General features: G+C 50.7%; 8 protein-coding genes and 1 tRNA gene. 7 read left to right on the top strand and 2 right to left on the bottom strand.

The genetic code is table 11. The annotated features are described in order from the left end of the window. Positions 1 to 195: 195 nt before the first annotated feature. The 3 genes from DRJ53_RS17335 (at position 196) to DRJ53_RS17350 (ending at position 2,431) form a co-directional block, all read left to right on the top strand. Entirely contained in the window at positions 196 to 1,050 is an 855-nt protein-coding gene (locus tag DRJ53_RS17335; protein ID WP_114236932.1) for a hypothetical protein, read from the top strand. A gap of 12 nt (positions 1,051 to 1,062) precedes the next feature. Beyond that, positions 1,063 to 1,734 carry a hypothetical protein gene (locus tag DRJ53_RS17340; RefSeq protein ID WP_114236933.1) on the top strand — a complete coding sequence of 224 codons (672 nt, stop codon included), beginning with the start codon at positions 1,063 to 1,065 and terminating at the stop codon, positions 1,732 to 1,734. Positions 1,735 to 2,134: 400 nt separating this feature from the next. Then, on the top strand, positions 2,135 to 2,431 hold the full coding sequence (locus DRJ53_RS17350) for a helix-turn-helix domain-containing protein (RefSeq protein WP_114236935.1): 297 nt from the start codon (positions 2,135 to 2,137) through the stop codon (positions 2,429 to 2,431). 332 nt (positions 2,432 to 2,763) lie between these two features. Here DRJ53_RS17350 and DRJ53_RS17355 read toward each other — a convergent pair. Further along, a tRNA-Ile gene (locus DRJ53_RS17355) sits at positions 2,764 to 2,837 on the bottom strand. 210 nt (positions 2,838 to 3,047) lie between these two features. Here DRJ53_RS17355 and DRJ53_RS17360 point away from each other — a divergent pair. From DRJ53_RS17360 to DRJ53_RS17370, 3 genes are read left to right on the top strand one after another with little or no spacing between them, the layout of a single operon-like run. Further along, the gene (locus DRJ53_RS17360; RefSeq protein WP_162303912.1) at positions 3,048 to 6,206 is read left to right on the top strand and encodes a SusC/RagA family TonB-linked outer membrane protein; all 3,159 of its coding nucleotides are present in this window, start codon (positions 3,048 to 3,050) and stop codon (positions 6,204 to 6,206) included. An 18-nt stretch (positions 6,207 to 6,224) separates the two neighbouring features. After that, positions 6,225 to 7,802: a RagB/SusD family nutrient uptake outer membrane protein gene (locus tag DRJ53_RS17365; protein ID WP_114236937.1), complete on the top strand. Its 1,578-nt coding sequence runs from the start codon at positions 6,225 to 6,227 to the stop codon at positions 7,800 to 7,802. 37 nt (positions 7,803 to 7,839) lie between these two features. Then, positions 7,840 to 8,703 carry a LamG domain-containing protein gene (locus tag DRJ53_RS17370; RefSeq protein ID WP_114236938.1) on the top strand — a complete coding sequence of 288 codons (864 nt, stop codon included), beginning with the start codon at positions 7,840 to 7,842 and terminating at the stop codon, positions 8,701 to 8,703. 341 nt (positions 8,704 to 9,044) lie between these two features. Here the strand turns inward: DRJ53_RS17370 and DRJ53_RS17375 are convergent, their stop codons facing one another. Continuing rightward, complete coding sequence (locus DRJ53_RS17375; RefSeq protein ID WP_162303913.1) at positions 9,045 to 10,301, bottom strand: multiheme c-type cytochrome; 1,257 nt, start codon at positions 10,299 to 10,301, stop codon at positions 9,045 to 9,047. Positions 10,302 to 10,463: 162 nt separating this feature from the next. Here DRJ53_RS17375 and DRJ53_RS17380 point away from each other — a divergent pair, with 162 nt between their 5' ends. Beyond that, positions 10,464 to 13,703, top strand: a complete 3,240-nt coding sequence (locus tag DRJ53_RS17380) for a VCBS repeat-containing protein (protein WP_162303914.1) — start codon at positions 10,464 to 10,466, stop codon at positions 13,701 to 13,703. Positions 13,704 to 13,708 lie beyond the last annotated feature (5 nt).

Here is a 13,708-nt window from a genome sequence, read left to right on the forward strand (position 1 = left end):
GTGGAGGGCTTTTGAGGTCTTGTTTCCATGATCATTGTTTTTGAGGTGAGTGAATGGAAACCCTCTCTTAATTTACTACTATTCTAGTCCACTTTTCGCTGAAGATTTACAGAGTTGACGGTTCCGGCTAGACAACTATCTAAAGCAGTTTCCTTGCCCTCCCTATAATTATTTGGACCTTAAAAATAGTGCGATATGAACGAGAAAAACTTCAACTATCTAAAGGATAGTCTTAAGTACCTGGGCTTTGGTGAAGCTATAGGTGGCCAACTGGCTGAAAAGATGAAGGAAGGGGCAAAAGAATTCATGTTGGACCACTCCGCTGCATTTAGCGACAAGCAGCTGGATGCTTCCCTATTTTTTCGTCGCAGTGAGAGCAGCGACCTGTATTTCCTGAACAAGTGGATTGGTACAGTCGGTCAGTATGAAGCGGCACGAAGCCAAAGCTTTTACATTAATAAAGGACATGGCGTTACGCTAAAAGAAGGCTTTAACTTGCTGGAGGGACGAGCAGTACACAAAGAGCTTACGGACAAGGAAGGGCAAAGTTATAAAGCCTGGCTGCAGCTGGATGGTAAAGAAAAAGATGCAGTAGGCAACTATAAGGTAAACCAGTACCATGAAAAGTATGGCTTCGATTTAGAGCAAAAGCTCGGCGCCCTACCTATCAAGGGAATCGACGATCCCGAGCAAAAGGCAGCATTGATCCGTTCGCTGCAAAAGGGCAACCTGCAATCGGTAACGTTAGAAAAGAATGGTCAGTCGGATGCCCTCCTGATCTCTGCCAATCCAAAATACAAGTCCATCGCAGTCATGGATCAAAGCGGAAAGTTTATTCCACAGCAAAGTCTTGAGAAAAGGTATGGGTTAGTGCAAAAAGAACCGGAAGTTAAGTTGATGGGCAAAGTCGCACCCACGGGGGAAAAAAGCCAGAGCAAAAGTTCTGAACGCTTAGCAAAGAATAACAAAGATCAAAGTAGACCAAAAGAAAACAGTCAGGCCTTACCAAAAATGCGTGTTGGAAGGGGCAGTAAGGGCATGAAACCTTGAAATAAAACTATTATGGAGCAGCAGATACAATCAATAATGCAGGCTTTAGTGGCGGTAGGTTTTCCCGGCAGTTTGGAATGGGCCGCACAAGTTCATCTTTGTTTTGAACCACAGCGGTTTTCGCTATCGCACAACGAAGTCCGCGGAGCCGATCAGTTGCGTTACCAAATCTGGATTTCAAGGGATGACACTTCAGGCCAGTATACTCCGTTATTTTATGATGCGTGGCTAACCAGGCCAATTGAAGTTAACACAAATGAGGCGTGTGCAGACTTGATCATTGCGCTTAATCAAAGTATGCAGGTAGTCAACTGGGAAGCGCTGTTGTGTAAGGGTGAAGAGGCAACGGTTGCGGACCTTTCAGAACTGACGATGGTGCAGGAGGTAATTGCACGCTTAAATGATTTGAAGGAAAGTGAAAGCGGCGCTCACTATGCAGATCTGCTAAAAGTGCGCTACTGGAGCCGGACACCTTTTGAGGTTTATGCTGCGATCAGTGTCCAGCATCGTTCATTTTATGAGGTGTCTCAGCGGTTCCACTTTTTTGATGATGGCGGCGGGATTACGCTGAACGAAGCATATCGCTTTTTACTGCATCGTTGGCGGGAAAAGCAGATACAAACATGTTGCCGGGTCGATAAAGGGTCGGTAAGCTTTAGGAAGAATGGCCGAACAAAAAAATGACCTGACATTGATAATGGTAATGGCTGCAAAAGATATGTTGTGCGACTTTTTTGATGCTGTCAAAGATGATCCGCGTATTGGAACGGGGCATGTAAGTCTATACGCCGCTTTGCTTGTACACTGCATAAAAAATAGCGGTCAAAACCCGGTTGCAGTGTCTCGGCAAAAAATAATGCGATCAGCCAAATTGTATTCCCGTCATACATACAATCAGCTCATTAATGACCTTAGGGCTTTTGGCTATATCAGGTATGTTCCTGCCCAAAATCTTCATGTGCACAGCCTGGTATGTTTTAAGATTTGTACAATAGGGTCTTGTGACAATACTATTGGGAGTAAGGAAGCTGGTGATCCTCAGTGGCTCTGCTGAACAAATTGTGCACGGTCAAATTTAATCTTTATGGAAAGGAATGACACACAGATCCTGTTTCCTTATGACCCCCAAAAGTTCTGGATGGAAATGAGGAAACTGATTCAGGAAGAACTGGAGGGTAAAATAGCTGCTTCAGAAAAAAATGAAGCTGACGAAAGCATTTTGCAAAGAGTGGAGGTGGCGAAGATGCTACGTATTTCTTTGGTGACCCTGAATGATTGGGTAAAAAGAGGACTGCCGTCTCATAAGCAACGTGGAAAAGTGTACTTTCTTTACTCTGAAGTAATGGAGTATTTAAAAAACAGGAAAAGACCGTTGTCTTAAATCGGCATTACTGAACTAATAAAAAGGCCTGCAGCACTGCAGGCCTTTTTTATGGGGGTTCGTAACTGCTGGTAGATCGTTCGAAACGCAGTGGTTCTATTGAAATCAGTAAGGGTGTTACGGCGCTAAGATTGTTAGCAAAGTTCATCGATATAATGGGACACCATTTAGATATTTGATGAATCGTCAATGAAGTACCTTTATAATATTAATCGCTCTTTCTCACTCAAAACAAACAGGCATTTTGAATGATTGTTTGCAAATTGTTTGCAAATAAAAAACGCCCACCAAAGTGGGCGTTTGAAACAGATTGAAAATCAATCACTTACCTGTGGACGTTGTAGGGATCGAACCTACGACCCGCAGATTATGAGTCTGCTGCTCTAACCGACTGAGCTAAACGTCCGGTGCCGGTCACCGTTAGGTGCGGTGGCGGCGGTTTGCAAAAGTAGGCAAATCGGGTGTACAACCAACCAAGCCCACCAAAGAACTTTTTTAAACCGTGCAACGAAACGGCAGCAACTTTTGCCTTTAACTTTGTGTTGTTATTTGTATGCCAACCATTTAGCAGAGCTTTTAAAAAATGGGGCATGCACAATTAAACTACAATTGCTATATGTACTTGCACTCCAAACCAACTGGCCGGCGCCAGCCCCTGCGGGCTGCCCGTGCCGGAACTTTATTTCTTTTTTCCCTATTTGCATTTTTGTTCATGTGGCTGCCCGCAGCGGCGCAAAACCGACAGCTGACCGGGCAGGTTATTTCCGGCACCGGCCAGGCCCTTTCCGGCGCCTCCGTTCGGCTGAAAAACAATCCTTCCATCGGTACCTCCACCGATTCGGCGGGTAACTTTTCGCTGTCCATTCCGCAGTCGGCTACGCTGGTGGTGAGCTATGTAGGCTATGGCAGCCAGGAGCTGGCCGTACGCCCCGATCAAACCACGGTGGTGATTACGCTGCAGCCCGAAGGCGCACAACTCAACGAAGTGGTGGTAATTGGTTATGGCACCGCCAACCGGCGCGACCTTACCGGCTCCATCACCAAGATCTCGGGTCGCGAAGTGGCCGACCGGCCCAATGCCAACCCCCTTGCTTCATTGCAGGGCAAAGTGGCCGGCCTTTCGGTGGTTAACTCCGGCACGCCGGGCCAGCAGCCCGATATCCGCATCCGCGGTACATCGAGCATTGGCGCCGTGCGGCCGCTGTATGTAGTGGATGGTATTTTCCAGGACAACATTGATTATATCAACCCCAACGACATCGAGTCCATCGAGGTGTTGAAAGATCCTTCGTCGCTGGCCATCTTTGGTGTACGCGGTGCTACCGGTGTAATTGCCGTTACCACCAAGCGGGCACGTGCCGGCCAGGTGGTGGTTAATTTTAATACCAGTTATGGGTTTAAAAAATTAGTAGATAAAATCAAGCTGGCCGATGCTTCGCAGTTTGCAACGCTGTTCAACGAAGAGCGGGCCAACAACGGCGAAACCGACCCTTATGATTTTGGCCCACTTAATGCCAACACTGATTGGATAGATGCTGTAACCCGCACCGGTAAATTCAGCAACAACAACCTGAGTGTGTCGGGTGCATCAGAACGCAACCGGTTTAACTTCAGCCTTGGCTACCTGTATGACGAAGGCATTATCCGCCGCGAAAAACTGGACCGCATTAACCTGTCGTTCAGCGATGAATTTAAGGTAAGCAATGCCATCCGCATTGGGGTAAACTATAACGTAAGCCGCCAGAACAACCCATACAACGCAACCTGGGTGCTGGATGCGGCCCGCAAGGTAATGCCGCAGATCAATGCAGGCACGCAGCGGTTTTTTGTACGCAACCCATACGGCGCCGACAGTATGTTTATGGACCTGTACTCCACGCTGGATGTAGGCCTGCAAAACTCCGGCGTCATCAACCCGTTGCTGCAACTGGAGAATGAGTGGGATAAAACCAAAAGCATTGAGTACCGCCACGTAGGTAGCGTGTTTGCCGAACTGACCTTTTTGAAAAATTTCAACTTCCGCTCTACGCTGTATGGCGATATGAGCCAGCTGAACCGCCGCCAGTACACGCCGCTGTATTATGGCTACAACCCCCGCACCAACCTGCCCGAGTTGTACAGCCAAAATACCCGCGTATCGGAGAACGATGAGAACTGGCGCAAATGGCAGCAGGACCATGTACTGACGTACCGCAAGAATTTTGGCGGTCATAACCTCACGGCTACCGGTGGTTTCACTACCTATTATTTTGGGTATGCCGGCCGCTTTGGTAATGTAAGCGGCACCCGCCTGCGCCCCATCCCCAACGATCCCCGTTTCTGGTACATGAGCACCGGCTTCCAGGATCCGGCCAACACGTCGGTTACTTCGGGTCAAAGCGAGTACACCACCGTTTCATACCTGGCGCGGGTGCTGTACAATTATAAGAACACATACTTCCTCAACGCTTCGTTCCGCGACGATGCTTCTTCCCGCATTCCGCCCCGCAACCGCAACCAGCAGTTCTGGTCGGTGGGTGCAGCATGGGATATTTCGAAAGAAGCATTCATGGAAGGTGTTGAATTCATCAATTACCTGAAGCTGAAAGGCTCCATTGGTGTATTGGGTAACCAAACGGCTTCCAACATCGAAGGCACTTCGCTGGACTATCCGTTTTATCCCAACCTGCTGGGCGGTACCCAGGCGGTGTTTGGCTCCAACGTGTTCCAAGCGGCACGCCAGCAATACCAGGCTAACCCCGACCTGAAATGGGAAACCGTTCATGCACAGGAAATCGGTATCGAGGCCAATGCGCTGGGCAACCGCCTGCACATTGAGGCCAACTATTTTAACCGCACTACCAAAGACCTGATGACCTATGTGGACCGTAGGGCGCTGGCGGGCCAGGAAGATAAATTGATCAACGGCGGTAACCTGCGCAACTGGGGTACCGAGTTGATGGCGAGCTGGGTGCAAAACTTTAGTCGCGACCTTACGCTGAACGTTAGCGGTAACATCACCTTCCTCAACAACAGGGTAGAAGAGCTGAGCGCCGAACTGCCCACCGGTGTGTTAATCCGCGGTTTCCAAAACAACGGATCGGCCGAAGCCCGCACCTTGCCGGGTTACCCCATTGGTTCATTCTTTGGCTATGTGGTAGAAGGCATTTATCAAAGCTATGCCGACATCCTGCGGTCGCCCAACGCTGCCGCGGTAGGTGCTTACCGCCCCGGCGATTTTAAATTTAAAGACGTAAATGGCGATGGCGTTGTTACCCCCGACGACCGCACCGTGATTGGTAACCCCACCCCCGACTTTTCGTATGGCGGCACTGTTAGCCTGGCCTTCAAAGGCCTGAGCCTGGCGGTAGATGTACAGGGTGTTTATGGCAATGAGATCTTCCGCACCTGGGGTTCGCTGGAGTCGCCTTTTCAGCGGGTAAACTATGCAGCTGATAAAATTGAACGCTGGAATGGTCCGGGCACATCCAACTGGGTGCCGCTGGTAAGTCAGGCCGATCGCATCAACTACAATGGCTCCACGTTCAACATCGAAGACGGTTCTTATTTCCGCATCCGCAACCTGCAGCTGGGCTACAATTTTGCCCGTGCACTTACCGACCGGCTCAATATGAACAACCTGCGGGTATATGTAAACGTGCAGAACCTGAAGACCTGGAAAAACAACCAGGGTTATACGCCGGAGTATGGCGGCAATGCTACTGCTTTTGGATTTGACAATGCAGGCGGTGCCATCCCCATGGTTACCACCTTTGGCCTGAACGTAACATTCTAAATTGAACAATTGAAGCGCATGAAAAAGCAAAAGATATTTTACTGGACGATGTTACTGCTGTTGCCGGCCTCGGTGCTGGTTGCAGGCTGCAGCAAGTTCCTGGATCGAAAACCACTCACGGCAACACTGGAGGATCTGAACCAGGGCCAGCTGGAAGGACAGGTGCTGGGCCTTTATTCAAACCTCCGCACCCTGCCCGGGTTTTCCACCCTGCCCTGGGTCGATTTTCACTCCATTCGGGATGACGATGCGCAAAAAGGCAGCGACATCAACGACGGTGCAGAGATCGTGGCGGAGTTCGATAATTTTCAATACTCAAAAGACGACTGGGCACCCAACACATATTGGAACGATCACTACACCATGATCAACCTGGCAAACGAAGCCGTGTACACCGCCGACTCGCTGGATGTGCAGGATGCAGCCTCGGTACGCAACCTGGGTGAAGCCTGTTTCTTTAGGGCATATGCTTATTTTGAACTGGTAAAAACCTATGGCGATGTGCCCCTGTTCAAACAGCCCATCCGCAATCCCAACGACGGCATCCGCGATAAATCGCCGGCCGCACAGGTGTATGCTTTCATTGATTCTAACCTGCAGGTAGCCGCTCAATTATTGCCGGTTACATCTGCTGCTTACGGCGAAGGATATACCGGCCGCCTTACCCGCGGTGCGGCCAACACGCTTTGGGCACAGACGCAATTGTTCCGGGGCAACTGGGCACAGGTAGTGGCCCTCACCACCGATGTGATCAATTCGGGGCAGTACAGCCTGGAGGCTGAGTTCTCCGATATTTGGCGCGACCGCGGCGAAAACGGCAAGGAGTCGATCTGGGAAATGCAGGCTTACTCGGGGCCCGGTGCCGCCACCAATAGCGCGGTAAACTATGGCTCCGATTGGGGCACCATGCAGCAGGTGCGGCGCAATGGCGCACCGGTGGAATGGAACCTGGGCTGGGGCTGGAATACGCCTACCGATAAACTGGAACGCGACTGGCCCGCCGATGACCCGCGCAAACGCAAAACCATTTTATACTCGGGCCAGAACGATGGTGGAGCAGAGTTTGGCGGCTATGGCGCCACGCTGCCGCCTTATACCAACCCAAGTGGCAACGGCGGTTTGGCACAACGCTACTGGAACAAAAAAGTGTACACCGGCAACGACCCCGCCATCCGTCAGGCAACCGGCTTTATCAACAACAATGGCGCTTCGCCGTGGATCAACCACCGCATCCTGCGTTATGCCGATGTGATCCTGATGCTGGCCGAAGCTGCCAACGAACTGGGCCAGGGCGATGTGGCCGCTGCCAACCTGGAGCTGATCCGCAACCGGGCCAGTGGCAACCGGGGCCAAACCCGCACCGTTGTGCCATACATTCCATTCCAAAACCAGGCACAAATGCGGGCAGCCATCAAGGCCGAACGGCGGTGGGAGTTTGCCATGGAAGGCTACCGTTTTTACGACCTGGTGCGCTGGGGCGATGCACAGCAGGAACTGGGGCCGCTGGGCTACACCAACCGGGCTCGTTTTTATCCCATTCCGCAAAAAGCCATCGACCTTACCGGTGGGGTGTTGACACAGAATCCGGAGTGGTAGTGGATGCGTATTTAATAACAAAGAAAAAACTACTTATATGACATTTGTAAACAAGGCAGGCCGCTATACTTTGGCCCTGTTGGCTGCAGGAATTGCAGTGGCCGGTTGCCAGAAAATGGACCGCCCCGGATTGCCCGATTTTCCGCAGGACGCCAACCCGCCCGGCGGACCACTCAATTTTTATGCGGCATTTGATGGCACTACTTCCGACTCGCGGATGAATGCGGTTGATAGTGTGCGGGTAAATTTCCCGGCCGATAACCCGCTTGCTGCTATCGATGGCGTAAGTGGCAAAGCGGTGCAGGGCGAAAACAAAAAGTTTATCAAGTACGCCAAGCCAAACGACTGGGCGGCCAAAGCCAAAAGTTTCTCGGTTGCTTTTTGGTATAAAAAAGACGGGCAGACAAAAAACAATACGCTGGGCAACGGCCCCGAGTACATCATGAGCTTTCCTTCGAGCAACGGCCATTGGTCGGGTGCCAGCATGTTCATTATGATGGAAGGAAACAATGCACAGGGCGAGGTAAAAGTGATGACGGTAGACAAAACCAATGCCGACAACTGGTTTACCTGGGAGCGGAGCAACAACCTCACCATTCCCAACCTGTTCGACAACCAGTGGCACCACATGGCGTTGGTGTATGATGCCACTACCAGCGGTATGACGCTGTACCTTGATGGCGTGGCTAACCCCAATGTTCGCACCTGGGCCAACCACGGCGACATCAACATCGATGACAGCAAAATATCGGAGATGCGCATTGGTGCCGGCCCCGGCAAAGGCCTGGATACCGACGACTGGCTGTCGTCTACATTCAAAGGCGCCATCGACCAGTACCGGATGTATAGTTCGGCGCTGACGGCGGCTGAGGTAAACGCACTGTTTACCCAAAAGAAATAAGCCGACTGGCCATAGATAAAAAGGGTTGCGAACACATTTCGCAACCCTTTTTTAATGAAAAATAATGACCGCTAAATGCAAGCCCACCGCCATCAAGTAGCATTATTAATCTTTAGTGTCGTCATGCCGAACTCGTTTCGGCATCTCCTTATGTTTTTATGAACCCTGCAAAAAGAAAGGGAGATGCCGAAACGAGTTCGGCATGACATACGCTGCGTGATAAAAAATTACTTAGATAGTTGAGCGCAACTTATTTTGAATTCCACTTACGCCAACCAACAACAAATCATTCTTTTTCTTCGTGCCCCTTTGTCCCATTCGTGTCTTCGTGGTTTAAAAAATCACCGCTCCAAACTACCCAATCCCCGAAGTCCATTACCGGCATTTACACTAATGTAATGCGACCGGATCATAGCCGCAGTTGGCGATGCCTTGCCGGGTAAAAAAACAGCGATGGCGCGGGATGGTTGCTCGGGCATATGGCAATCGATACAGTTGGTGGCGAGCTTTGCCGCAGGCAATGTTTTGTTGGTGCAAAAATGATCGCCGTCTTGCTGATGGCAAGCCATGCAACGTTGTGAAAAAAGCACTTTATTACCCCGCTCATTTGCATGTGTGTTGTGGCAACTGTTGCAGGTAAGCGTGGTACTCGCCGTAAAACATTTACTGACCCGCAGCAGGCCATATTGGTTGCCGTGTACATCGATGTTGGCAGGATTAGGTGCGGTACTATCCGGCACAAAAAAATCAGACAGGTTACTACCTGCAGTAAACGAAAAAGAAGGTGCCGTTTTTTGCAGCGCACCACCATGACACAAGGCACACAAATCGAGTTGTTGCTGCCGCGAAAGCCGGGCCGGGTTAACAATATATTTTGCGGTGGCAGCATCAGGGTTTGCCTGCTGAAAGGCCACATGCTGCGCAGCAGGTCCGTGGCATTTTTCGCAGTCCACGCCAAAAATAATTTTGCCCCTATCAAAACTTTCCACCGCACCGCTGGATGAATTGAATGTTTGCGCAAATGTGGTATGGCACTCCATGCACCGCGAGGTAATGACCCGGTTGAACACCACTTTGGGCGGAAAGCCCGGGCTGTTGGACCATGCATTGGCTGCAGCAAAAAAAGTAATGGGCAGTTGAAACAGGTTGTGTCCACGCCAGTGCAAAAAGCTCTGCCCCATAGTGCCCGACCCAATGACCAGGTCTATGCGGCGGGCCAGCTTTTCTTCACCATATTGATAGGCCGCCTGGTACATACCGCTGTCGCGCCGCTCCATCACCACGCTCAAGTGATCGTTGAAATGAAAGGTATTACGGCCCTTGTTAAAGGAACCCAGAACAGTACTGTCGCTGGCCGGTGCCGATGTACGGAAATGCGCCGTTTGCACATGGCTTTTATACACGTCTGCATGGCAGGAAGCGCAGGCCTGCGAGCCGGCAAATTGCGCGAACGAAACCGCGGGTTGTGTTACCGATTTTTCTTTGTCTGCCGCGTTGCTTTTTTCACCATCCATGCACTGCGACAGTAGCAGCACAACCACTACCAAAAGCAGCGGCAGAAGCAGGGACCGGCGGGCAAATAAAAGCTTTGTGTGCATGCAAAATGGATGGAAGTTGCAAACTACGTTTTTAATGCATTGCATCGCCCAAACAGCCGATGATGCGGGGCCGGGGCTACCATGGGAACGGTGTATCTTTGGTGCCCGATAAGCTTACCCGCTATGATTGTGAAAAAGTTAGGCGCCTTCAATTTGTTGGTTGTGTTATTATTGCTTGCCCTGTGCTCCTGTGAAAAAAAGGAAACCCTGTTTACCTCGCTTTCGCCAAAAGAAACCGGGATCACATTTGAAAACAAACTCCCGGAAAAGCGCCTGTTTGGCATCCTTTATTTTCTATACTACTACAATGGCGGCGGCGTGGCTACCGGCGACGTAAACGGCGATGGTCTGCCCGATATTTATTTTACCGCCAACAGCAAGGGTGCCAATAAACTGTATTTAAACAAGGGCAATTTCCAGTTTGAAGACATCACTGCAAAAGCAGGCGTGGCGGGCACTTCCGACTGGTGCAGCGGCGTAACCATGGCCGACGTAAACGGCGATGGCCTGCTCGATATTTATGTTTCTTCGGTTAGTGGTATGCGTGGGCTGAAGGGCCGCAACGAACTTTTTATCAATAGGGGCAACAACACCTTTTCCGAAAGCGCAGCGCAATATGGATTGGACTTTTCGGGCTTTACATCACAGGCTGCTTTTTTCGATTACGACCGTGATGGCGACCTGGATTGTTACCTCGTAAACCAGTCGCATCACCCGCATGCCAACATTGTAGATACGGCCAACCGCCGCCGCTACGATTCGCTGAGCGGCGACCGCCTGTACCGCAACGAACTGAGTGCGGGCAAAGCGGCTTTCACCGATGTGTCGGCGGCAGCTGGCATTTATCAAAGCAACCTCGGTTACGGCCTGGGGCTGGCCATTGCCGATCTGAACAATGATGGCTGGGATGATATTTATGTGGGCAACGATTTTCATGAAAATGATTATTACTACGTCAACAACGGCGATGGCACATTTAAAGAAAGTGGTGCAAAACATTTCCGTCATTACAGCCGCTTCAGCATGGGCAACGATGCGGCCGATTACAACAACGACGGCCAGCTCGATCTTATTACCGTGGATATGCTGCCCAACGATGAAAAGGTTTTGAAAACATATGGCAGCGATGAAAACCCCGACATCTATAATGTAAAGCTGCTCATGAACGGCTACCAGTACCAGTTTTCACGCAATTGCTTGCAACGCAACAATGGCAACGGCGAAAGCTTTTCCGATGTGGCTTTGCTGGCAGGCGTATCGGCTACTGATTGGAGTTGGGCGCCATTATTTGCTGATTTTGACAATGATGGCAACAAAGATCTGTTTATCAGCAGCGGTATTGTAAAGCGGCCGGTTGACCTGGATTATGTACGTTATGTATCGGACCTGCAGGTAAGAAAAGGCATGAACCAAACCGACAAGTACGACGATGATGCGCTGAATAAAATGCCCGATGGCAGTGCACACCCGTTCCTGTTCCGCGGCAGCGCCAGCAACGAGTTTGAACCCGTTAGCGAAGCCTGGGGTACATCGGGCATGAAAGGATATTACACCGGTGCAGCCTATGCCGATCTTGATGGCGATGGTGCGCTGGATATGGTGATCAACGCCATTGATGCACCGGCCGTGGTGTTGAAAAATGAGGCACCGAAAAAGAACAGGATCGCGATTTCATTTAAAGGCGCTGATGGCAACACCATGGGCGTTGGCGCCAAAGCCTATGTATTTGCTGGTGGCAAAATGCAGTACCAGCAATTGATGCTGACGCGGGGATTTCAATCGTCGGTGGCGCCGGTGCTGCACTTTGGCCTGGGCGATGCTGCAACAGCGGATAGCGTACTAATAGTATGGCCAAACCAGCAATACCAGATGTTGAAAAATGTGCCGGCAAACAAGCCATTGATTGTTGCGCAGGATGCTGCTTCCGGCCAGTTTGTGCATGCTAATTTTTTCAAAACACCCGAACCATTACTACAACCAATTGCTGATTCGCTGGCCCGCTGGCGGCACATGGAAAACCCGTTCATTGATGTCAACATTCAATACCTCATTCCACATGCACAAAGCAGCCGCGGTCCCAAACTGGCAGTAGCCGATGTGAACGGCGATGGGCTCGATGATTTTTATGCCTGCGGCGCCAAAGACCAGCCCGGTGCGCTGATGCTGGGCCAGCCCAATGGTGGTTTTTTACCCGGCAACAATGCACCGTTTGAATACGACAAACACAGCGAAGATGTAGATGCATTGTTTACCGATGTAAACGGTGATGCTTTTCCTGATTTGATTGTAGTGAGTGGTGGCAACGAATTTCTGGAAGGCGATGCGCGGCTTTGGGACCGGCTTTATGTCAATGATGGAAAGGGCAACTTTACCAAAACAAAAGGACTTCCGTTTATCCCCAACAACAAATCTTGCGTGGCCGCAGCCGATGTGGATGGCGATGGCGATACAGACCTGTTCATTGGCTTGTTGACCAACAGCCGGTCCTATGGTGTGCCCATGTCCTCTGCGTTGTTGATCAACGATGGCAAAGGGTCTTTCGTACAGGATGATACCCGCATTTCGTTGACCAATATTGGCACAGTTACAGCAGCGCAGTTTGCCGATTGGGATGGCAACGGAACACCCGATTTGCTGGTGGCCGGCGAATGGATGCCGTTGACTGTTTTTGCCAACAACGGCGGCACATTTACCAAAAAAGAATTGCCCGCTTCAACAGGCTGGTGGCAAACGCTGTTGGTGCAGGACGTAAACGGCGATGGCAACCTGGATGTGCTGGCCGGCAACTGGGGCCGCAACAATAAATTCTGGAGTGAAAAGGACGGCAAGTTGAGCCTCTATGTCTCCGACTTTGATCGCAATGGTAGTACGGATCAATTGCTGGCTTATTCCATTGGGGGAAAAGAGTATCCTTTTTTGGCGAAAGACGAAACCGAAAGGGCTTTGCCGGTGCTGAAAAAGCACTACCTGAAATACGCCGAATATGCCGGTGAAGAAATGAAAGATGTGTTTTATGGTTTTGTGGACGACATGCAACCCTTGCATGCCGAGCAACTGGCATCGGTGGTGCTGTATGGCGATGGCAAGGGTGGCTTTGACATGCAGCCCTTACCTAATGAATTGCAGCTGGCGCCGATCTTTTCTTTTGCAAAAGGCGGCGCAGCCAACACGTTTGTAGCCGGCGGCAACTTTTTTGATGTCATTCCTTACGAAGGCCGGTACGATGCGCAGCCGATGGCGATGGTGAGGTTTGAAGGAAAGACGGCTCGCTATGTTCATCAGCCGCTGTTGTCGGCACTTACGGGGCAGGTACGGGATCTGCGCTGGCTGCGCCGACAAAACGACTCAGTGCTGGTGGCTGCCCGCAACCATATGCCATTGGTATTTTATAAAACGCCATAGGGTGA

Origin of the sequence: Paracnuella aquatica (genome assembly GCF_003332885.2) — a bacterium.
GTDB lineage: Bacteria > Bacteroidota > Bacteroidia > Chitinophagales > Chitinophagaceae > Flavisolibacter > Flavisolibacter aquaticus.

Coding starts and splice junctions, on each gene's coding strand:
- DRJ53_RS17335 (WP_114236932.1), top strand. CDS start 196: ATGAACGAGAAAAACTTCAACTATCTAAAGGATAGTCTTAAGTACCTG.
- DRJ53_RS17340 (WP_114236933.1), top strand. CDS start 1,063: ATGGAGCAGCAGATACAATCAATAATGCAGGCTTTAGTGGCGGTAGGT.
- DRJ53_RS17350 (WP_114236935.1), top strand. CDS start 2,135: ATGGAAAGGAATGACACACAGATCCTGTTTCCTTATGACCCCCAAAAG.
- DRJ53_RS17360 (WP_162303912.1), top strand. CDS start 3,048: ATGTACTTGCACTCCAAACCAACTGGCCGGCGCCAGCCCCTGCGGGCT.
- DRJ53_RS17365 (WP_114236937.1), top strand. CDS start 6,225: ATGAAAAAGCAAAAGATATTTTACTGGACGATGTTACTGCTGTTGCCG.
- DRJ53_RS17370 (WP_114236938.1), top strand. CDS start 7,840: ATGACATTTGTAAACAAGGCAGGCCGCTATACTTTGGCCCTGTTGGCT.
- DRJ53_RS17375 (WP_162303913.1), bottom strand. CDS start 10,301: ATGCACACAAAGCTTTTATTTGCCCGCCGGTCCCTGCTTCTGCCGCTG.